We start from the raw sequence: 21,314 nt of genomic DNA on the forward strand, positions 1-21,314 counted from the left end.
GTCAGCAGTCAGCAGATGATAAAACTGCGGATGCAGATGAAGCCGCAGAGGATGCTAGCGAAGACGAGGCGCCAGCAGAAGGCGGCGACGATGTTCTAGATACCGAGCTAGCGGATAATGAAACTGCGGATGCGGATGAAGCCGCAGARGATGCYAGCGAAGAMGASGCGCCAGCAGAAGRYGGCGACSATGATCTAGACGYTGAGYCAGCAGATGATGACACTGCGGATGCGGATGAAGCCGCAGAAGATGCCAGCGAAGAAGAGGCGCCAGCAGAAGATGGCGACCATGATCTAGACGATGAGCCAGCAGATGATGACACTGCGGATGCAAATAAAGCCGCAGAGGATGCCAGCGAAGAYGAKGCGCYRRCAGAAGAYGGCGACGATGATCTAGAYGCTGAGYCAGCAGATGATRAMACTGCGGATGCGGATGAAGCCGCAGARGATSCCAGCGAAGAAGAGGCGCCAGCAGAAGATGGCGACGATGATCTAGACGCTGAGCCAGCRGATGATGAAACTGCGGATGTAGATAAAGCCGTAGAAGATGCCAGCGAATACGATGCGCCAACAGAAGAYGGCGACGAKGATCTAGATGCCGAGCCAGACGATGATGAAGGCGAAACTCTTGACGATCTCAGTGAGGAGGACCTTCTCGACCTAACCAGTTTGCCAGAGTATGACGAAGAAGCTGCATTAGCAGATGCTGAACCGCTTGATCCTGAAGAGCAGGCCGCGTTCGATAGCATGCCAGAGCCAGAGCCAGAGCCAGAGCCAGAGCCAGAGCCAGAGCCAGAGCCAGAGCCAGAGCCAGAGCCAGAGCCAGAGCCAGAGCCAGAGCCAGAGCCAGAGCCAGAGCCAGAGCCAGAAACCAGCAACCGAGACTATGAGTTTGACTCACTCTCTCTAGATGAACTTGGCGAGTTTGACGAAGACGATGCATTGAGTGCCGCTCTGGATGAGCAACGTGAGCTCGAGTCTTACTTCGATGAACAAGGCCGTGATGCGGGTCAAGGCGATAGTCGCGATATTAGTGAGCTGGATGATGACGACCATCAAGTGGGTGGTCTCAATATGGATGCTCTGTTGTCTGAACCGGATGGCGATGAGCCTCTTGATCTGTCCGGGCTCTCTGATGAAGAAGCGGCCGTGTGGCAAGCGGATAATGAACCAGAGCCCGAAGCTGAAAGCGAGGACTGGAGTCAGCAGCCTGCCATGGACCCAGAGTCGCTTGAGAAATTCGAATTAGAGCAAGCGCTTGATGACGATTTGCTGAATGAAGCAGAGAGCGAATTCATTGATGAAGGGGAAGAGGAGCGTGATTACATCAGCATCGAGGAGTTGATGCGTGATGATGGTAGCGCACCGGATATTGACCCGGATAAAGCGGAAATGAACTTAGACGTGGGGCTGGATGAATTTCCTGATGTGCTGGAAGATATCAGCGCCATCGATGTTGATGGTGATACGGCCAGTACAGAAGCGGCCACGAATCTCGATCTGGCCAAAGCCTATCTAGAGATGAACGATGTCGATGGTGCGATTTCATTGCTAGAAAAAGTCATGCAATCAGGGAATAAAGCGCTTCAACAAGAGGCAAGACAGCTGCTTGAGCAGCTACGATAAAAAACAGGCAGCTTCGGCTGCCGTTTTTTATCTTTGCGTTGGCGACATCGATGATTAAAGGGGCCCGGTATCGGACCTGCACATCGCATGCATTACGTATATAATGCGGCGCCTTGATAGTGAGTAAACGAAAAGGCACAAGCATGAGAGTCGCGTTAGGCATTGAATATGATGGAGCGCAGTTTTACGGTTGGCAGCGCCAACGAGAAGTTACCAGCGTACAAGCGCACTTGGAGCGTGCTTTATCCATCGTGGCTAACCAAACTGTCGATGTTCAATGTGCTGGACGAACCGACGCGGGTGTGCATGGGACTGGTCAAGTGGTGCACTTTGATGTGGATAGCCAGCGGCCGTTAAAAGCATGGACACTGGGTGTGAATGCTAATTTACCGGATGCGATTGCTGTTCGTTGGGCAAAAGAGGTGCCTGACAGCTTTCACGCTCGGTTTAGCGCGACCGCTCGTCGTTACCGTTATATCATCTACAATCATCCTCTGCGTCCGGGCATTTTAGCCAAGGGGGTCAGCCATTATTATGGTGAGTTGGATGAAACCTTAATGCATCAGGCCGGTCAGTACTTATTGGGGGAAAACGATTTTTCCTCGTTCCGCGCTGCGCAATGTCAGTCAAAATCACCGTGGCGAAATGTGATGCATTTGTCGGTGAGTCGTCGCGAGCGTTACATTATCATCGATATTAAAGCGAATGCATTTGTTCATCATATGGTGCGGAATATTGCAGGTAGCTTGATGGCTGTGGGCCGAAAAGAACATCCTCCCGAATGGATTGAATGGCTGCTGGCCCAAAAAGATCGCACCTTAGCGGCCGCCACCGCCAAAGCGGAAGGCTTGTATTTGGTTGAGGTTGATTATCCGCAAGAGTTTGCGCTGCCCGATGCGCCGATTGGCCCCCTTTTTTTACCCGATGAAGTCATTGAACGGGCCTAAATAGTAGCGCGTCAAAGGGTAGAGCGAAGAATAGGTAGTACCAGTTTTTTATCCCAAGTCTGACTGACTTGTGATTTAATTCGGTCTAATTTGTTACGAATCCAAGATGGACGTCCTATGCGGACGCCCATGATTAAGTAAAGGTTGTCCATGAGCTGGCTTGAAAAAATCCTAACGAAAAGCAACATTGGTTCATCGCGCAAAGCATCCATTCCTGAAGGGGTGTGGACCAAGTGTACGTCCTGTGACCAAGTGCTTTATCACGCAGATGTAGAGCGTAACCTAGAGGTATGCCCTAAGTGTGATCATCACATGCGCATTCCTGCTCGTCGCCGCCTTGATGTGTTTCTCGACAAAGACGGTCGCGAAGAGATTGCCGCTGAGCTTGAGCCGAAAGATGTGCTGAAGTTTCGTGACTCGAAAAAATATAAAGACCGCCTTTCTGCGGCACAAAAGTCGAGTGGTGAGAAGGACGCACTGATCGTCATGAAAGGAACCGTGTTAGAGGTTCCCGTGGTTGCCTGTGCCTTTGAATTTAAGTTCATGGGTGGCTCAATGGGTGCCGTTGTAGGTGCACGTTTCGTGAAAGCAGTAGACACTGCGATTGAGAATAACTGTGGTCTGGTATGTTTTTCTGCCAGCGGTGGCGCGCGTATGCAAGAAGCCTTGATGTCGCTGATGCAGATGGCGAAAACTAGCGCTGCGCTGGAGCGTCTTTCTCGCCATAAGCTGCCGTTTATCTCGGTGATGACCGATCCAACTTATGGTGGCGTCACCGCCAGTTTCGCAATGCTTGGCGACGTCAATGTCGCGGAACCTAAAGCCATCATTGGTTTTGCGGGCCGTCGCGTGATTGAGCAAACGGTACGTGAAAAGTTACCTGAAGGCTTTCAGACCAGTGAATTCTTGCTCGAGCATGGTGCCATCGACATGATTGTTGATCGTCGCGAAATGCGTCAGCGCTTGGCAGGGCTGCTTGCGAAACTGAGCAATGTGAAATCACCATTGGTGGTTGACGTTGAACAGGACAAGCCACAAGAAGACGAGCAATCTGCCTCTCAAGAGTAAGATTTGACCGTGTTCCTCAGCGTTATCCTTGGTATTATCTACCCATCATGTAGCAACTGACCAAGTTAATGTCTGAACAATGCATTCCTACAGCCACGTCCCCGCTATCGACGTGGCTGTCTTATCTTGAATCCATCCATACCAGCGCGATTGACTTAGGTTTAGAACGCGTTGCCCACGTTGCCGAGCATGCGCAATTGACCAAACCTGCCCCAAAGATCATAACGGTGGCGGGTACCAACGGTAAGGGAACGACTTGTGCGCTGCTCGAGGCGATCTTGCAGAATGCGGGCTATCGCACTGGCGTATATAGCTCTCCTCACCTTGTTCATTACAACGAACGCGTGCGTATTAATGGCAAACCATTAGACGATGCGGCGCATTGCCAAGCATTCGCCGCCATTGAGCAAGCGCGCGGAGAAACCAGCCTGAGCTTTTTTGAGTTTGGTACCTTGGCGGCGTTGCAGCTATTTAAGCAGCATGAGCTTGATGTGGTGATCTTAGAGGTCGGCCTTGGGGGACGCTTAGACGCAACAAATGTGGTCGAGCATGACGTATCAGTGATCACCAGTCTAGCGCTGGACCATTGTGATTGGCTCGGCGATGACATCGACCAAATCGGTTATGAAAAAGCGGGGATTTTCCGTGCGGGTAAACCGGCAATTTGTGGCCAGCCTGCGCCTCCTGCGAGTGTTGCTGCGCATGCGGACGCGGTTGGTGCAGACTTGTATCAAATCGGTTATCAGTATCACTATGTACAGCAAGGTGATACTTGGTGTTGGCATGCCGGAGCCTTTGATATGGATGCGCTGCCAGTTCCTCATATTCCTATGCAAAATGCCGCAACGGCATTAATGGCGCTCGGGGTCGCAGAGCTGAATATCGCTGACACGCACATCACCGAGGCATTGCGAACCCTCACTGTGCCTGGCCGGATGCAAGTTATTTCAAGCCAGCCTTACACCGTGTTTGATGTTGCCCATAACCCGCACGCCGCGCAATATTTGGCGGATAGATTAGTGACTATTAAACAGGATAAAGGCGGAAACATCCATGCTGTGGTTGCTATGCTGGCAGATAAAGACATTGCCGGCACGTTAGCGTGCTTTGAGGGAATTGTTGACCATTGGTATCCCGCCTCTTTGAGTGTCACGCGGGGTGCGTCGGCGAGTGCTTTGCCCGTCAACGCAGAGGAGCGGTTTGACACCCCTAACCACGCCTATCAAGCGGCCTACCAAGCGGCGGAACCCGAGCGTGATTGTGTGGTCGTATTCGGGTCGTTCCATACCGTGGGGCAAGTGAGTGAACAGATTAATTAAAACGGAGTCGATGTGGCCAGTAAGTTGCAAAAACGATTAGTCGGTACGCTGGTATTGGTGTCAATGGGGGTGATTTTTTTGCCAGATGTTCTGGATGGCAAAAAAGAGCACTATCAAGAGAGCTATCAAAGTATTCCTCTGCGCGATGATTTTGATGCTTCTGTGACAGAAACCCCGATTGCTGAACCACAGGTGGCTGATGTTGCTGTGCCTGACACCTCGGTAAAAACAACCGACGAAGAAGGGGGCGCATCAAACCAGCGTGAAACGACCCCTGACTCAACGGCATCTGAGTCGATCGCCACAGCAGATGGCGCGTGGATGATTCGTCTTGGTACCTTCCGCAATCAGGACAATGCGCGCCGTTTGGTTAGCCAATTACGTGAGAAAGGTTACCAAGCCCATATTTTGCCACGGGATCTGAAACCTGATGACCTTGCCAAAGTGGTTGTAGGCCCAAATGTGTCTAAAAACACGCTGGAATCTCAATTGGCAGACTTAGAATCTCTCACCGGGTTGAAAGGGCAATTGCGCAAGTTTGACCCACTTACCCAATAAGAAAACGTTTGCGTGAGCATTTTTTCTGTTAGAATGCGCGCGTCTCGAGCAAGTGAATAACATGATTTGGATTGATTACCTGATACTTGGCGTCATTGGTTTTTCGGCGCTGGTTAGTGTTATCCGAGGCTTTGTCAAAGAGGCATTGTCTTTGGTGATTTGGTTTGGTGCTTTTTTTGTCGCCAGCCAATTTTATCCGCAACTTGCGGTGTATCTCACCAACATACAGGATGCGGTGATCCGTAACGGAACCGCTATTGCCTTACTGTTTATTGCTACCCTCATTGTGGGTGCAGTGGTCAATTATGTGATTGCCCAGTTAGTGCAAAAAACAGGACTATCAGGGACAGATAGAGTGTTGGGGATTGTGTTCGGAAGTGTTCGTGGAGTATTGATTGTCGCCGCCGTCTTGTTTTTCTTGGATGCGTTTACGTCAGTCTCTAAAACCCAAGCATGGGGACAATCTGAACTGATTCCTAATTTTGCTGTAGTTATTGAATGGTTCTTTAACTACCTCGAGAACAGTTCCAGTTTCTTACCTAAGATCGCGGGGTCTTAGGCTGGTTTACGCGTAACAAGGAATAGCTGACATGTGTGGTATTGTTGGAATCGTAGGGGCCAATCCGGTCAACCAGTCCATCTATGATGCGTTAACGGTGCTACAGCACCGCGGCCAAGATGCAGCCGGGATTGTCACCATCGACGACAATCGTTTCCGCCTTCGCAAAGCAAACGGCTTGGTGAAGGATGTTTTTCAACTCAAACATATGCAACGTTTACAAGGTCATGTCGGTATTGGCCATGTGCGTTATCCAACCGCCGGCAGTTCTAGTGCCTCAGAAGCGCAGCCATTTTATGTCAACTCTCCCTATGGAATAACCTTGGCGCATAATGGGAATTTGACCAATGCAGAAGCACTCCGTCATTCCTTGTTTGAAAAAGACCGCCGCCACCTAAATACCACCTCAGATTCTGAAATCCTCCTCAACGTTCTTGCGCACCAGCTTTCTAACGCTGTGTCACATCCGCTTACCGCCGATGATATGTTTGCTGCCGTCCGCTCGGTGCATGAGCAGGTATCGGGTGCCTACGCGGTGGTATCCATGATTATTGGTCATGGCATGATTGCCTTCCGTGACCCGCATGGTATTCGTCCCTTGTGTTTGGGCAAGCGTGAAGAGCAAGGCCAAGTTGAATACATGGTTGCTTCAGAGTCGGTTGCACTTGATGCGGTTGGTTTTGACTTTGTTCGTGATGTGGCCCCGGGTGAAGCCGTCTACATTACTTTCGATGGTCAACTTCACACATGCCAATGTGCAGCCTCACCAAGTTTGCACCCGTGTATTTTTGAGTTCGTTTATTTCTCTCGCCCTGATTCATTTATCGATAAAATTTCGGTGTATGGCGCGCGCGTTCGTATGGGACAAAAGTTGGGTGCGAAAATACAGCGTGAATGGGAAGAAATGGACATTGATGTGGTCATCCCGATTCCTGAAACGTCCTGTGATATTGCGCTCGAAATTGCGCAGGTGCTCGGCAAGCCCTATCGACAAGGGTTTGTAAAAAACCGCTATGTAGGCCGCACGTTTATCATGCCCGGTCAACAAATGCGCCGTAAATCAGTGCGCCGCAAGCTCAATGCAATCCGCTCAGAATTTAAAGATAAGCGCGTTTTGTTGGTGGATGACTCGATTGTGCGTGGCACGACGTCGGAGCAGATCATTGAAATGGCGCGTGAAGCCGGTGCGAAAGAAGTGTATATCGCTTCCGCAGCACCAGAAGTGCGCTTCCCCAACGTATATGGTATTGATATGCCCAGTGCCAATGAGCTGATTGCTCATGGACGAGAAGTGGATGAAATTACCAAATTGATTGGTGCCGACGGTTTGATATATCAAAACTTAAGCGATCTTGTTGCCGCTGTCGGTGAGGCAAACCCCGCCATCGAACGTTTTGAAACCTCTGTGTTTAGTGGTGAGTACGTGACCAACGATGTCGACCAAGCGTATTTGGAATACATACAAAGCTTGCGTAGTGACAGTGCGAAAACAGTTCGTGAACAACAACAAGAGCTCGCCAATTTAGAGATCCATAATGAAAGCTAAAAGCCCGTGGATAGCGTGATGATAACGAAAAAAGCCGCATCGATGCGGCTTTCTTATCTTTGTTGGCCCGCGCCAACGCTTTGGGCGCGGGTGGTCCAGAACACAGTGGTACGCTAGTGCGTAAATACAGGCCCAATTCCAACGTTCCACAGAATCACCGACGATGCCAATATGGCGACCAGTAATACTAAACCACAAGTGACGACTGAACTTGCGTAGATAAAGCCGCGCTCTTCGGGGATCTCCATAAGAATGGGCACACCGGTGTAGAGTAAATATACCGAGTAGGCGATACCAATCAGCCCGACGATCATCACAAACCATACCACGGGATATAGGGTTGCCAGTCCAACCATAAAGATTGGCGTGGCGGTGTACGCTGCCAGCTCCAAGCATTGGGTGTAAGTGGGAGCGGAGCCAAAGGTTCGACTCATCCACAACGTGAGGTAGGCAAGCGCACACACACCACCAATAAGTGCTAGATACATCGCACTGGCGATAAACAGTGCGCTTTGTGCAGTGAGAAAGATCGGTTCTCCTACCCCGATTTTCCAGCCGATATTTACACTGGAGTAATAAGCACAAACTGGCGGAATCAGCGCCAATAACAGCGCATGACCGATGCTGTGTGACGCGCCTTCATGGCGCTCACCAATGGTCTTCCATTCTTTTTTCGGGTGCGTATACAACCCGATAAGATGACTCAAAATCATAGCTACCCCCACATATCCTTCCTGAATCCGTGCAAGCGCCACCACAAAAAAGGTTGCCCTGTTTGAGACTGTCCATGCACTGTGATTAACCGACGCCAATTTACTTTACATATAGTTAACATCTAGTCGGAAAGGGTTGAATATGCAAGTATTCGCACTGTAGAGCAGATAAAGTGCGCTACACCTGTATGCACGAGACAGGAAAAAAGTGTGGGTGCTGCCTCTAAACGCAGACAATCAACGTACGTTGTGTGATGGCTTTCATGTTTCAGAAAGACTTTTTATCGTGTTAATACCGAGTAGCGTACTGTTATAGAGTAATTGATTTACAAGCCTTTTTTATGCTGCCGACCGTTGGCTTGAGTGAGATGTCTAGCAAAGTAGTAATAAAAACTCCATTTTAAACAGCTGTTTATATCCCAATATCGATTTAATTATCATTATTATCGTCCTGAGAGTTTGAGTTCAACTATTCTTATCGGGTAGTGTCGAATGGGAGACAGCCGCTGCTTTGCAGTCCTGGAGGAGAGAGCATCGTGTTGCATAATAAAGAAATTTTGATCGTCGAAGACGATCCCGTGTTTAGCCGTATGATTGCGTCATTTCTCGAGCGTGAAGGGGCAACAGTGCGTGAGGTTGAAAACGGATTAGAGGGGTTGCAAGCGCTTCGTCAATCCATTCCAGACTTACTGATTAGCGATTTATCCATGCCGGTGATGACTGGTCTTGAATTTGTTGAAGAAGTAAGTGTGGAATACCCAATGTTGCCGATGATCGTCATTTCAGGCACGGGAGGTATGGCGGATGTTGCCCAAGCACTAAGGTTTGGTGTGAAAGATTTTCTGATTAAGCCGATAGAAGACATCAATGTGGTCAAAAAAGCCATTGAGACGGTGATTGATGACGCCGACGATGATGTACATGCCAATGACGATTTCAGTCAGCAATGGTTTAAAGTGTGTGAAGATGCCGACCGCGGTGCCTCAGAGAATGAACTTAAGTGGCACTTGGATGCGCTGAAGCATAATCCTGGCAGCGCGCGAGAGCTTTTAATGGGACTGATGCCTGAACCAGACTCACAACAAGGTGCATGGCGCTTATCCTATCATTCGCTACAATCGGCCGACGCGAATCCGATCGTGCTCGATTACACTTGGCTGATGGGCGGAAAAATGGCTTTTTATGTTGTCGATTCTGCCTCGGCCGGAGAGGATGGAACGGCAACAACATTAATGATCCGGGCATTCTTTAATGAGTTTGTACGTACCCAAGATGTCAATGAGCGTGGTTTTCTCACCCTGGTAAAACGAATCGAAGACGCAATTCGGGCTTCTTCGTATGCATCCCCCATCCGTGCCATGTTTGGGGTATTGAACACCGCCGACAATCAGCTGGAGATCTTTCCGGCGGGACTCACCGCGACGGTTGATAGTTGCGGCACAACCAGTTTATTGCATAGCGCGCACTGGTTAGGGAAAGATGCCATTCACAGTCAGTTCCAATATGTTGATATGGGAGCGGGCGATGCACGTGTGTCACTAAGCGAAGTTGGACTTAACAGCTTTAGTGTTGATATCCAAAGAATTGCATAAAAATAGTGCGGGAGCCTCGGTATAGTGGGGCTTGCGCCTTGCTGCGTTGTGTTAACATCCGTATACTCATGTCGCTGTGCTGCTATGATTAAATGGCGTAATGCGAAAGCCGATTTCAAGGACAGAACGACATGAAGCATTGGTATCTGCTCTACTGTAAACGCGCGGAACAACAACGCGCTGAGCAAAACTTAAAGCGCCAAGGCGTAGACTGTTATTATCCCATCGTCACGGTTGAGAAGCTTCGCCGTGGTAAGTGCCAGCAAGTTGAAGAGCCCCTTTTTCCTAATTATGTGTTTGCTCACTTCGATCCTGAAGAGGTGCAATACACGTCCGTCCGCTCAACGCGAGGCGTAGTCGACTTTGTTCGCCAAGGCGCGCATCCTATTCGAGTTGACCAATCGCTTATCCAGCAGCTTATGATCATGGAAGATAGCGACGAGCAGCGTGACAAGCTTAATGATGGCTTTAAAGCCGGCCAAGCGGTCACGATCCAAGCGGGGCAATTTGAAGGGGCGGAAGCGATTTTTAAGGAAAAAGACGGTGAGATGCGTTCCATTCTGCTGATCAAAATTCTCAACAAGCAAACGGAGTTGCGCGTCGACAATCGTCACGTCAGAGCTGTCTAATCCACGCCGCACATGACTGCTACACTTTCTATCTAAGGACACGAGATAGCGGGGGAGTGTGTGGAAAAGGTGCTGATCGTTGAAGACAGCCGCGCTTTTCGGATGTTGGTCGAGTATGAAGCTCGTCAGCATGGCTTTTCGACCGTGGCGGTGGCCTGTATGGCCGATGCAGAAGCGGTTCTGAATCAAGACGCCGACTTTTTGTGCGCGGTTTTAGACTATAACCTGCCTGATGCGCAACACGGTGAGGTAATTGATCTTTGTCTTGCCAACCATTTAAAAGTCATTGTCTTGACGGCTTCTCAAACGGAGACCATTCGCAAGCAAGTGCTTGCTAAGCCGGTGATTGACTATATACCGAAAGACAGCAGCCATTGTGTGCAGGCAGTCTGTCAACTGTTGTTGCGATTATCGCGCAATAGAGATCACCAAGTGCTCATTGTCGACGACTCTCCCTCAGTACGAAAACATGTTGCGGCCACGCTTGAACGCCAATATCTCAAAGTCCATGAAGCCAATGACGGTGAGCAAGCGCTATCTATGTTATCGATGACAACTGGGATTACCTTGGTCATTACTGATTATGCGATGCCAAACATGGATGGGATTGCCTTGGTCCATCAGATCAGAAAGCACCATGAAGGCGCCATGCTCGCTGTCATCGGGCTATCTGGCCACCATGATGATACTCTGACGACCCGTTTTCTTAAGGCGGGCGCGAATGATTATTTACAAAAGCCATTTAATCAAGAAGAGTTCTATTGCCGCGTGCACTCTTGCCTAAACGCGATCGATAGCGAGCGGCGTTTATTTACACTAGCCAATACCGACTTTTTAACGGCACTTTGGAATCGACGTTACTTTTTTTCCCAGAGCGAGAAGCTGCCAGATGAGGAGATTAAACATCTAGCCATTATCGATATTGACCATTTCAAGCGCATCAACGACCAGTATGGACATCACATTGGCGATGAGGTGTTGACTCACGTGGCTGCAACGCTAAGTGCACACTTCGAGAATGATTTGGTTGCTCGGCTAGGTGGTGAAGAATTTTGTGTCTTATCGACCCGAGAGCAGTCTACCTTTCAACAGGCGTTAGAGCGCTATCGACAAGAGCAAGCGGACATCATCATTCCTGTTTCTGGATTTGAAATAACGGTCACTGTCAGTATTGGTGTTGTCTCTGCGCAAGGTGGGATTGAAGCCATGTTGCATGATGCGGACCGAGGTTTGTATCAAGCCAAAGAAATGGGGCGTAATTGCCTGATCGCACTATCGTAATAAAGTTGACAGCCTGACTTTTAAAGTAGACAAACTGGGCGTTTTTTCGGCACAAACAATCGTCTCTGTCCCTTCACTAGGTACAAAAATGTCTCAATGTTGAGATTTGCCATCATATTTAACATTCAACCTCTTGATTAAGCGTAAGCTTGGCCGCTTCTTGCCCAAATTGCGCATTTCTCGCGCACAACTTATGCCAGATATGGTGCTTTGCTTATGGAATACAAAGTGTTGGTTGTGGAAGATAGCCGACCTTTCAGGCGGTTACTTGAAACTGAAATCCGTAAAGCCGGTTATATTCCCTGTATTGCAAGTTCGATCGCACAAGCAGAAACGATTTTAAATCAAGAAACAGATTTTCTTTGCGCGATACTGGATTATTGTTTGCCCGACGGTCAGGACGGTGAAATCATTGATGTGTGCTTGTCACTTGATATCAAAGTCATTGTATTAACGGCCATGATGGATGCACGTACACGGGAGCGTGTGCTGGCGAAGACTGTGATTGATTACATCCCCAAAGACAGCCCAGCTTGTGTCTCATCAATTGCACCGTTGCTGCATCGTCTTGAGAAAAACCAGCAACATCATGTATTGGTGGTGGATGACTCGCTGACCTCGCGTCGTTATGTGCGCAGCTTACTGGAGCGCCAGTATCTAAATGTGATGGATGCGCAAGATGGGCAGGAAGCACTCGCGATGGTGCGTGCTGACCCGCGTATTTCATTAGTGATCACCGACTACACCATGCCAGAAATGGATGGGGTACAACTGGTCAAGGCACTCCGTCAGCATAAAGTCGATGGCCAGCTTGCCATTATTGGTTTATCCGGCGATGACGATCCGAGTTTGACGGCCCGTTTTCTAAAAGCAGGTGCGAACGACTTTCTGGCAAAGCCATTTAACCAAGAAGAATTTTACTGCCGTTTGCACAGCACATTAAATGCGCTGGATACAGAAAGGCGTTTGTTTCATTTGGCAAATACCGACTATTTGACCCAAACCTGGAACCGTCGTTACTTTTTCGAGCATCCTCAAACGCGGAAAAACAATGGCCCACGAGGGCTAGCCTTGATTGACATTGACCACTTTAAAAAAGTGAATGATAGCTTGGGTCATCACATTGGCGATATTGCGCTGATTGAGTTGGCCAAAGTGTTGAATCGTTATTTCCCAGATGCGTTGGTTGCACGATTTGGTGGTGAAGAGTTCTGTGTACTGTACGGTAACAATGACCAAGGCTTTGAGGCCCGCCTAAACGCGATGCGAGAAGAGCTAGCGGCGACAACGTGGACACCTTACGATCAGGCATTTCAATTTACGGTGAGCATTGGCATGGTGCACGGGGATGCGTCTGTCCATCAGTTGATCCAGCGTGCTGACCATTGTTTATATCAAGCCAAAGCGAAAGGGCGTAATCAACTCGTTAAAGCGTCAGAGCCGCAACCTGCGCTGTTGGTGTAAAAAAGCCGGCGGTCAGCCGGCTTCTTATCATCACACGATTAGGCGTCGTGGTATTGCTCGCAGGCCATCAAGGTATTCTCAATCAATGTTGCCACCGTCATTGGGCCAACACCGCCGGGAACAGGCGTGATATGACTTGCCTTTTCGTATGCCACGTCATAGTCAATATCACCGATTAGCTGGCCGCTATCCATGCGATTAATTCCTACATCAATCACAATCGCACCGGGCTTAATCCACTCGCCAGGAATAAATTTAGGTTTACCGACAGCGACCACTAACACATCGGCTTGACGAACATGCGCTTCGAGATCTTGGGTAAAACGATGGCAAGTGGTCGTGGTACATCCGGCGAGTAGCAACTCTAGTGTCATCGGACGGCCGACAATGTTTGAGGCACCGACGACAACGGCATGTTTGCCACGCAAAGGTACGTTGTAGCGGTCAAGTAAGGTGATGATCCCTTTTGGGGTACAGGAACGCAGCGTTGGCATACGTTGGCACAAACGGCCCACATTGTAAGGATGGAAGCCGTCGACGTCTTTGTCGGGACGGATACGTTCAAGGACAGAGGTAGCATCAATGCCCGCAGGTAAAGGCAGTTGCACCAAGATACCATCGATGGTGTCGTCATCATTGAGTGTATCGATCAGCGTCAGTAATTCATGCTGAGAGCAGGTTGACGGCAAATCGTAAGAGCGAGAGACAAAGCCCACTTCATCACAGACGCGACGCTTACTGCCCACATAAACCTGTGACGCTGGATCGTCACCCACTAAAATCACGGCAAGCCCGGGCGCACGGCGTCCCGCTTCTCTACGGGCAGCAACACGTGCTGCGACTTCTCGACGCACCGTTTGCGCGATCAGTTTTCCATCAATGATTTGTGCGGCCATAAGTATCCTTTGGCTAAGAGAGCAAAAAACGGGTCGATATTGTGACAAACTTCGGGCGTAAAAGCTATTGCGCAAACGTTTGCTTTTGGTGGTTTGGTGGCAGAGAAACCGTCAAAGTCATTGTGAATCAAAGGTGTTGTGCTAGATATCGCCTTATAATGATTGGAGAACACCACACAAAAGGGCTTCTATGCCGCGCGAACTGGCGTGCTTTTGAGCAACTGATTAGACATTTCGGTGAAAACCGTTGACGACGCCTGACCTCGCTTTATAATCCCCGCTGCATATCTATTTTGCGCCCTTAGCTCAGTTGGATAGAGCAACGGCCTTCTAAGCCGTGGGTCACAGGTTCGAATCCTGTAGGGCGTGCCATTTCTTTCGTTCTCGCTAGCGAAGATAATCTCCCGTTTCTGCTCAAAAGCTAACCAAACAGTGCAAAAACACAAAAAGATGTGATCTTGCCCGGTTGAATTGTGAGATATCACCCCAATTTCGATATTGAAACGCCATCGGTCGCCCCTTGTCTCGACTCAGTTGACGGGTGCCGCTATAATAGCGCGTCTTAATTTTCAGTCTCGGATGAGATAGCTCGATACGCCAATTGCGTGTATCCGGATTCGCAGGGGCTATGACGGATTCATAGCTCGGATGATGACACCAGTAAAAACTGGTCAACATCACTCAGTACCCCTGAGTAAATTTGAGGTTAATTTTATAATGCAAGTTACCGTTGAAACCACCGAAGGCCTAAAGCGCCAAATGACCATCACTGTGCCTGCTGCAAACATTGAAGACGCAGTCACGAAAGAGCTACGCAACATTGCTAAAAATCGTCGTTTTGATGGTTTCCGTAAAGGTAAAGTACCTTTGAAAATGGTTTCTCGCATGTATGGCGATGCAGTACGCCAAGACGTGCTGGGCGAGGTAATGCAGCGTCATTTCATCGAAGCCATCATCCAAGAGAAAACTAATCCAGCAGGCGCGCCAACCTTTACACCGGTAGAGAATGAAGCGGGTAAAGATCTGGTATTCAACGCTGAATTTGAAGTGTACCCAGAAGTTGAACTGCAAGGTTTGGAAGCGATCGAAGTTGAAAAACCGCACGCAGAAGTACAAGACAGCGACGTTGAAGAAATGCTGACTACCCTGCGTAAGCAGCAAGCGAACTGGGTTGAAGCTGACGGTGAAGTAAAAGAAGATAGCCGTGTAACGCTAGACTTCACAGGTACCATTGACGGCGAAGAATTCGAAGGCGGTAAAGCGGAAGGCTTCCAGCTAGTCATGGGCCAAGGCCGCATGATCCCTGGTTTCGAAGACGGCTTGGTTGGCAAAAAAGCGGGTGAAGAATTCACTATCGACGTCAACTTCCCAGAAGACTACCACGCTGAGAACCTAAAAGGTAAAGCGGCGCAGTTCGCGATCAAACTTCACACTGTTGAAGCGCAAGAATTGCCAGAGCTAACGGAAGAGTTCGTTCAGCGCTTCGGCATTGCGGATGGCAGCGTTGAAGGCCTGAAAGCCGAAGTCCGTAAGAACATGGAACGCGAGCTGAAGCAAGCGATCAAAAACAAGATCAAAGAGCAAGTCCTTGACGGCTTGGTTGAGCAAAACCAAATCGACGTACCGTCTGCCTTGATCGATCAAGAAATCAATGTTCTGCGCCAGCAAGCGGCTCAACGTTTTGGTGGCAACATGGACAGCGCATCGCAACTGCCACGTGAGCTGTTTGAAGAACAAGCCAAACGTCGTGTTAGCGTTGGCCTGCTGCTGGGTGAAGTGATCAAAGCAGAAGAGCTAGAAGCAGACGACGAGCGAGTTAAAGCTCTGATCGAAGAAATGGCTTCTGCATACGAAGATCCAGCAGAAGTGGTTGCTTACTACGAAAAAGATCAGAAGCTGATGGAAAACATGCGTAATGTCGCGCTTGAAGAGCAAGCGATCGACGCGCTGTTGGGTAAAGCGAAGGTTTCTGAAGCCAACGTTGGCTTTAGCGATCTGATGAACGCAGCACCACAAGCGTAAAAACGCAATAAAAAACGTGGGTGTTGTCATTGACACCCCGTTCATGTATCTGCATAAAATGGCCCTAATGACTTGTCATTTGGGCCATTTTTTCCGTCTAAGGTTCTATTCGACTGTCCGCCAATCATGCGATAGCGAAGGTAACTTTTGCTTAGAAAATTGTCGATGAATCATCCAGCTGCGATCAACGACATAACATTTTAGTGACCTGTTACAGCGTTTTATGCTAAACCTTGGTTAAGGCGAGAGTTAACGAATTCGATTAGGGATATTACGCTATGAGCAATCAAGATAAACACGCAATGCCCCCCATCATGGATGCTTTGGTTCCCATGGTGGTTGAACAAACATCGCGAGGAGAGCGTTCCTACGATATCTACTCCCGCCTGTTGAAAGAACGCATCATTTTTCTCACTGGTCAGGTAGAAGATCAAATGGCCAACCTGATTGTGGCCCAGATGTTGTTCTTGGAGTCAGAGAATCCAGAAAAAGATATTTATCTGTATATCAACTCCCCAGGTGGTGTGGTGACCGCCGGTATGGCAATTTATGACACCATGCAGTTCATCAAACCGGATGTGAGCACACTGTGTACAGGCCAAGCCTGTTCAATGGGCTCTTTCCTGCTTGCGGGTGGTGCAAAGGGTAAGCGTTATTGCCTACCAAACTCACGCGTGATGATTCACCAACCACTTGGCGGTTTCCAAGGGCAGGCGTCAGATATTGAAATCCATGCCAAAGAAATGATCAAAACCAAGCATCGCCTGAATACCTTGCTGGCAGAGCATACGGGTCAGCCGATGGAGATTATCGAACGTGATACGGACCGCGATAATTTCATGTCTGCTCAAGAAGCGGTGGACTATGGCTTGGTTGACGCCGTACTCAATCAAAGAGATTAAACCAGACGAATACCCTACATGCTTGGCGTGACAGCGGAAAAGACCATGGCTCGCCGGATTACATCCAAACATGGATGTAATGCTAGAGCGCACGGAATCCGGGATTGTTGCGCCAAGTAGAAAAGGTATACCGCTATGCATTGAAATGAGAGGATAACTTCTCATTCCCACACATGTGAGCGGGTGTCGGGTCGGAAAAAGTGGCCGATTTGTTGTAAACTCAACAAAAGGCAACGATGGGCAAACGCCCCAAAGAGGTTAGCGAATGACAGACAAGCGAAAAGACGGTGGAAGCGGCAAGCTGCTTTACTGCTCGTTCTGTGGTAAGAGCCAACATGAAGTTCGCAAGTTAATTGCTGGGCCATCGGTCTACATTTGCGACGAGTGTGTCGACCTATGTAACGACATCATCCGTGAAGAAATCAAAGAAGTGATGCCAAAGCGTGAGGGAGATGCTCTTCCTACGCCGCGTGAAATCCGTGAGCATCTGGATGATTATGTTATCGGCCAAGAGCAAGCCAAAAAGGTACTGTCGGTTGCCGTGTACAACCACTACAAACGCTTGCGCAATGGCGATAAAAGCGCCGACGGCGTTGAACTTGGCAAAAGTAATATCTTGCTGATAGGCCCGACGGGTAGTGGTAAAACCCTACTGGCTGAGACGCTTGCGCGTTTCCTTGATGTACCATTTACTATGGCGGATGCCACCACATTGACCGAAGCGGGTTATGTCGGTGAAGACGTCGAAAACATTATCCAAAAGCTGCTGCAAAAGTGTGACTATGATGTCGCCAAAGCAGAGCGCGGTATTGTATATATTGATGAGATTGACAAAATCTCACGCAAATCCGATAACCCATCGATCACGCGAGATGTATCGGGTGAGGGTGTGCAGCAAGCCCTGCTGAAATTGGTAGAAGGGACAGTCGCATCGGTTCCACCTCAAGGTGGCCGCAAGCATCCACAACAAGAGTTCTTGCAAGTTGATACCTCGAAAATCCTCTTTATCTGTGGCGGTGCATTCGCTGGGTTGGATAAAGTGGTTGAGCAGCGTGTCGATAAGGGATCTGGCATCGGTTTTGGTGCAGAAGTCCGAGGTGCGAGCGACAAGTCAGCAGACGAGTTTTTCGGTAAAGTTGAACCAGAAGATCTGGTCAAATACGGCTTGATCCCTGAGTTTATCGGCCGTTTACCGGTCACAGCGGTACTTAAAGAACTGGACGAGCATGCGCTTGTACAGATTTTGCGAGAGCCGAAAAACGCGCTAACCAAGCAATACAGTGCATTGCTAGAGTTAGACGGGGTTGAACTTGAGTTCCGTGATGACGCGCTTCGTGCGATCGCTAAGAAAGCCATGGAACGCAAGACAGGTGCTCGCGGTCTACGCTCAATCGTAGAAGCTGTGTTGTTGGATACCATGTACGACTTGCCATCGAGTAAAGAGGTAAGCAAGGTGGTGATTGACGAATCAGTGATCCGTGGTGAGTCAGCGCCGCTATTGATATATGAACACGCTGATAGCCAAGCAGCTGGTGGTGAATAACCGCGAGTATTGCGTGTAACCTTATCAGTGGTAAAAGAAAAGGGAGTGATTGCTCCCTTTTTTATTTTCTGGCGGTGGAGCCGTTGAAACCTGTCCAACAGTCCCCATATACTCTTAATCAGATTGAACGGAAGAGAGAAGCATATGAACTTGGAGCGTTCCGAGCGCATTGAAATTCCGGTGCTGCCACTTCGGGATGTGGTGGTTTATCCTCACATGGTGATACCACTCTTTGTGGGAAGGGAGAAATCGATCCGCTGTTTAGAAGCGGCGATGGACAATGACAAACAAATTCTGTTGGTGGCGCAAAAAGATGCCGCCACCGATGACCCGAGCATCTCTGACTTGTACACCGTTGGTACGGTAGCGACGATCCTTCAGCTTCTTAAACTTCCGGATGGTACGGTTAAGGTGCTGGTTGAGGGGATGCAACGTGCACGTATCGACCAGTTTAGCGAAGACGACTTCTTTACGGCGGAAGCCGAGTATCTCACCACGCCAGCCATGGACGAACGTGAGCAAGAGGTATTGGTTCGCACTGCGATCAGCCAATTTGAAGGCTTTATCAAGCTGAATAAGAAGATCCCACCGGAAGTGTTAACGTCACTGAATGGGATTGAAGAAGCTGCTCGCTTAGCTGATACCATCGCGGCTCACATGCCGTTAAAACTGCAAGATAAGCAAAAAGTTCTCGAAATTATCGACATCGCTGAGCGCCTTGAATACTTGATGACCATGATGGAGTCAGAAATTGACTTGCTGCAGGTCGAGAAGCGTATTCGTGGCCGCGTGAAAAAGCAGATGGAGAAAAGCCAGCGCGAGTACTACCTCAATGAGCAGATGAAAGCCATCCAAAAAGAGTTGGGTGAGCTGGATGATGCTCCCGATGAGTTTGAGGCGCTGAAGCAGAAAATCGAAGAATCTAAAATGCCGCAAGAAGCTCGAGAAAAAACCGAGCAAGAATTGCAGAAGCTGAAGATGATGTCGCCAATGTCGGCAGAAGCGACCGTTGTGCGCAGCTATATCGATTGGATGATCAGTGTGCCTTGGACCAAGCGTTCTAAGGTGAAAAAGGATCTCGCCAAAGCTGAAGAAGTACTCAATGCCGATCATTATGGCTTGGAGCGCGTTAAAGACCGCATCCTTGAGTACCTCGCAGTGCAAAACCGAATGAACAAGCTCAAGGGCCCCATCTTGTGCTTGGTTGGTCCTCCGGGGGTAGGTAAAACCTCTCTGGGACAGTCGATTGCACGCGCCACTGGGCGTAAATATACCCGTATGGCGTTGGGTGGAGTGCGTGATGAAGCGGAAATCCGTGGTCACCGCCGTACCTACATAGGGTCGCTACCGGGTAAATTGATCCAGAAAATGGCGAAAGTGGGTGTTCGCAACCCGCTGTTCTTGCTCGATGAAATCGACAAGATGTCATCGGATATGCGTGGTGATCCGTCTTCAGCATTGCTTGAAGTTCTCGATCCTGAGCAAAACAACGCCTTTAACGACCACTATCTGGAAGTGGATTACGACCTGTCAGACACCATGTTTGTGGCAACGTCGAACTCCATGAATATTCCTGGCCCGTTATTGGATCGGATGGAAGTTATTCGTTTATCTGGCTACACCGAAGACGAAAAACTGAATATCGCTAAACGTCACTTGATTGACAAGCAAGTGAAGCGCAATGGCTTGAAGCCTCACGAGATCACCATCGAAGATTCTGCCATTATCGGCATTATTCGTTACTACACGCGCGAAGCGGGCGTGCGTAACCTCGAGCGTGAAATCTCGAAGCTGTGTCGTAAAACCGTGAAAGAGATCTTGTTGGATAAAGATCTTAAAGCGGTCACGGTCACCTCGGATAACCTGAAAGATTACTTGGGTGTGCGCCGCTTTGACTACGGTAAAGCCGATGAGCAAAACCGAATTGGTCAGGTGACAGGACTTGCGTGGACCGAAGTGGGCGGCGACCTACTGACCATCGAGACTGAATCGATGCCGGGCAAAGGCAAACTCACCCACACAGGTTCGTTGGGTGATGTGATGCAAGAATCTGTGCAGGCAGCCATGACAGTGGTGCGTAGCCGTGCAGATAAGCTGGGTATTAATAGCGACTTTTACGAAAAACGTGACATTCACGTGCACGTTCCTGAAGGGGCAACGCCTAAAGACGGCCCGAGCGCAGGTATCGCTATGTGTACGGCGCTGGTGTCGAGCTTGACCGGCAACCCAGTTCGTTCTGACGTAGCAATGACGGGTGAGATTACTCTACGCGGCGAAGTGCTACCCATCGGCGGCTTAAAAGAGAAACTGCTGGCGGCACGTCGTGGTGGCATCAAAACTGTGGTGATCCCAAAAGAGAATGAACGGGATCTTGAGGACATTCCTGACAATGTGAAAGAAGAAATCGACATTCATCCCGTGCGTTGGATTGATGAGGTTTTGACCATTGCGTTGGAAAATAATCCACTCGGTATTGAGCTAGTTAAGCCCGAAAAGAGTGACATGCAGCAAAATTAAGCAACGTAAAACGCTGACAGACCGCAAAAGGCTTGTCAGCGTTTTTTTTGCTAGCTAACGTTAACTCGAAGCCTTGGCCTGCATGGGGTGGGCAAGGAAGCTTTCAACGTCTTTCGTCGATAAAGCGTCTTTT

17 protein-coding genes and 1 tRNA gene are annotated in these 21,314 nt (G+C 49.2%); 16 read left to right on the plus strand and 2 right to left on the minus strand.

The features are described 5' to 3' along the window. From BZJ18_RS17260 to purF, 7 genes are all read left to right on the plus strand, one after another. On the plus strand, positions 1-1,625 hold a 1,625-nt coding region (locus BZJ18_RS17260; protein ID WP_338013065.1), incomplete at its 5' end, for a FimV/HubP family polar landmark protein. Between the two features lie 143 nt (positions 1,626-1,768). Further along, entirely contained in the window at positions 1,769-2,572 is an 804-nt protein-coding gene (gene truA, locus BZJ18_RS05740) for a tRNA pseudouridine(38-40) synthase TruA (protein WP_077455683.1), read from the plus strand. A 150-nt stretch (positions 2,573-2,722) separates the two neighbouring features. Then, positions 2,723-3,640 carry an acetyl-CoA carboxylase, carboxyltransferase subunit beta gene (accD, locus tag BZJ18_RS05745; RefSeq protein ID WP_077455684.1) on the plus strand — a complete coding sequence of 306 codons (918 nt, stop codon included), beginning with the start codon at positions 2,723-2,725 and terminating at the stop codon, positions 3,638-3,640. Between the two features lie 68 nt (positions 3,641-3,708). Continuing rightward, complete coding sequence (gene folC / locus BZJ18_RS05750; protein ID WP_077455685.1) at positions 3,709-4,959, plus strand: bifunctional tetrahydrofolate synthase/dihydrofolate synthase; 1,251 nt, start codon at positions 3,709-3,711, stop codon at positions 4,957-4,959. Between the two features lie 12 nt (positions 4,960-4,971). Next, on the plus strand, positions 4,972-5,517 hold the full coding sequence (locus tag BZJ18_RS05755; protein ID WP_077455686.1) for an SPOR domain-containing protein: 546 nt from the start codon (positions 4,972-4,974) through the stop codon (positions 5,515-5,517). Between the two features lie 61 nt (positions 5,518-5,578). Beyond that, on the plus strand, positions 5,579-6,076 hold the full coding sequence (locus BZJ18_RS05760; RefSeq protein ID WP_077455687.1) for a CvpA family protein: 498 nt from the start codon (positions 5,579-5,581) through the stop codon (positions 6,074-6,076). Positions 6,077-6,107: 31 nt separating this feature from the next. Continuing rightward, entirely contained in the window at positions 6,108-7,622 is a 1,515-nt protein-coding gene (gene purF / locus BZJ18_RS05765) for an amidophosphoribosyltransferase (RefSeq protein WP_077455688.1), read from the plus strand. Positions 7,623-7,735: 113 nt separating this feature from the next. Here purF and BZJ18_RS05770 read toward each other — a convergent pair whose 3' ends face one another. Next, the gene (locus BZJ18_RS05770; protein ID WP_069590572.1) at positions 7,736-8,335 is read right to left on the minus strand and encodes a Yip1 family protein; all 600 of its coding nucleotides are present in this window, start codon (positions 8,333-8,335) and stop codon (positions 7,736-7,738) included. Positions 8,336-8,871: 536 nt separating this feature from the next. Between BZJ18_RS05770 and BZJ18_RS05775 the strand changes: the two genes are divergently transcribed. From BZJ18_RS05775 to BZJ18_RS05790, 4 genes are all read left to right on the plus strand, one after another. After that, entirely contained in the window at positions 8,872-9,927 is a 1,056-nt protein-coding gene (locus tag BZJ18_RS05775; RefSeq protein WP_077455689.1) for a response regulator, read from the plus strand. Between the two features lie 131 nt (positions 9,928-10,058). Continuing rightward, on the plus strand, positions 10,059-10,556 hold the full coding sequence (gene rfaH / locus BZJ18_RS05780) for a transcription/translation regulatory transformer protein RfaH (protein ID WP_077455690.1): 498 nt from the start codon (positions 10,059-10,061) through the stop codon (positions 10,554-10,556). Positions 10,557-10,616: 60 nt separating this feature from the next. Beyond that, complete coding sequence (locus BZJ18_RS05785) at positions 10,617-11,837, plus strand: response regulator (protein WP_241824923.1); 1,221 nt, start codon at positions 10,617-10,619, stop codon at positions 11,835-11,837. A 216-nt stretch (positions 11,838-12,053) separates the two neighbouring features. Next, on the plus strand, positions 12,054-13,301 hold the full coding sequence (locus BZJ18_RS05790) for a response regulator (protein WP_077455691.1): 1,248 nt from the start codon (positions 12,054-12,056) through the stop codon (positions 13,299-13,301). A 38-nt stretch (positions 13,302-13,339) separates the two neighbouring features. Here the strand turns inward: BZJ18_RS05790 and folD are convergent, their stop codons facing one another. Next, the gene (gene folD / locus BZJ18_RS05795; RefSeq protein WP_077455692.1) at positions 13,340-14,197 is read right to left on the minus strand and encodes a bifunctional methylenetetrahydrofolate dehydrogenase/methenyltetrahydrofolate cyclohydrolase FolD; all 858 of its coding nucleotides are present in this window, start codon (positions 14,195-14,197) and stop codon (positions 13,340-13,342) included. A 295-nt stretch (positions 14,198-14,492) separates the two neighbouring features. Between folD and BZJ18_RS05800 the strand changes: the two genes are divergently transcribed. The 5 genes from BZJ18_RS05800 (at position 14,493) to lon (ending at position 21,181) form a co-directional block, all read left to right on the plus strand. After that, positions 14,493-14,569, plus strand: a tRNA-Arg gene (locus BZJ18_RS05800). A 345-nt stretch (positions 14,570-14,914) separates the two neighbouring features. Continuing rightward, positions 14,915-16,219 carry a trigger factor gene (tig, locus tag BZJ18_RS05805; RefSeq protein ID WP_077455693.1) on the plus strand — a complete coding sequence of 435 codons (1,305 nt, stop codon included), beginning with the start codon at positions 14,915-14,917 and terminating at the stop codon, positions 16,217-16,219. A gap of 278 nt (positions 16,220-16,497) precedes the next feature. After that, complete coding sequence (gene clpP / locus BZJ18_RS05810; protein ID WP_069590560.1) at positions 16,498-17,121, plus strand: ATP-dependent Clp endopeptidase proteolytic subunit ClpP; 624 nt, start codon at positions 16,498-16,500, stop codon at positions 17,119-17,121. Between the two features lie 265 nt (positions 17,122-17,386). Next, a complete protein-coding gene (gene clpX, locus BZJ18_RS05815; RefSeq protein ID WP_069590558.1) occupies positions 17,387-18,664 on the plus strand; it encodes an ATP-dependent protease ATP-binding subunit ClpX in 1,278 nt (425 codons plus the stop codon). A gap of 144 nt (positions 18,665-18,808) precedes the next feature. Continuing rightward, complete coding sequence (gene lon, locus BZJ18_RS05820) at positions 18,809-21,181, plus strand: endopeptidase La (protein WP_077455694.1); 2,373 nt, start codon at positions 18,809-18,811, stop codon at positions 21,179-21,181. Positions 21,182-21,314 lie beyond the last annotated feature (133 nt).

The organism is Salinivibrio sp. IB872 (assembly GCF_001995345.1).
Classification (GTDB): domain Bacteria; phylum Pseudomonadota; class Gammaproteobacteria; order Enterobacterales; family Vibrionaceae; genus Salinivibrio; species Salinivibrio proteolyticus.

Excerpts from the sequence above, each read along its gene's own strand:
- folD (WP_077455692.1), bottom strand. The coding sequence starts at position 14,197 with ATGGCCGCACAAATCATTGATGGAAAACTGATCGCGCAAACGGTGCGT.
- clpP (WP_069590560.1), top strand. The coding sequence starts at position 16,498 with ATGAGCAATCAAGATAAACACGCAATGCCCCCCATCATGGATGCTTTG.
- clpX (WP_069590558.1), top strand. The coding sequence starts at position 17,387 with ATGACAGACAAGCGAAAAGACGGTGGAAGCGGCAAGCTGCTTTACTGC.
- BZJ18_RS05790 (WP_077455691.1), top strand. The coding sequence starts at position 12,054 with ATGGAATACAAAGTGTTGGTTGTGGAAGATAGCCGACCTTTCAGGCGG.
- folC (WP_077455685.1), top strand. The coding sequence starts at position 3,709 with ATGTCTGAACAATGCATTCCTACAGCCACGTCCCCGCTATCGACGTGG.
- tig (WP_077455693.1), top strand. The coding sequence starts at position 14,915 with ATGCAAGTTACCGTTGAAACCACCGAAGGCCTAAAGCGCCAAATGACC.
- BZJ18_RS05760 (WP_077455687.1), top strand. The coding sequence starts at position 5,579 with ATGATTTGGATTGATTACCTGATACTTGGCGTCATTGGTTTTTCGGCG.
- lon (WP_077455694.1), top strand. The coding sequence starts at position 18,809 with ATGAACTTGGAGCGTTCCGAGCGCATTGAAATTCCGGTGCTGCCACTT.
- purF (WP_077455688.1), top strand. The coding sequence starts at position 6,108 with ATGTGTGGTATTGTTGGAATCGTAGGGGCCAATCCGGTCAACCAGTCC.
- accD (WP_077455684.1), top strand. The coding sequence starts at position 2,723 with ATGAGCTGGCTTGAAAAAATCCTAACGAAAAGCAACATTGGTTCATCG.
- BZJ18_RS05770 (WP_069590572.1), bottom strand. The coding sequence starts at position 8,335 with ATGATTTTGAGTCATCTTATCGGGTTGTATACGCACCCGAAAAAAGAA.
- truA (WP_077455683.1), top strand. The coding sequence starts at position 1,769 with ATGAGAGTCGCGTTAGGCATTGAATATGATGGAGCGCAGTTTTACGGT.
- rfaH (WP_077455690.1), top strand. The coding sequence starts at position 10,059 with ATGAAGCATTGGTATCTGCTCTACTGTAAACGCGCGGAACAACAACGC.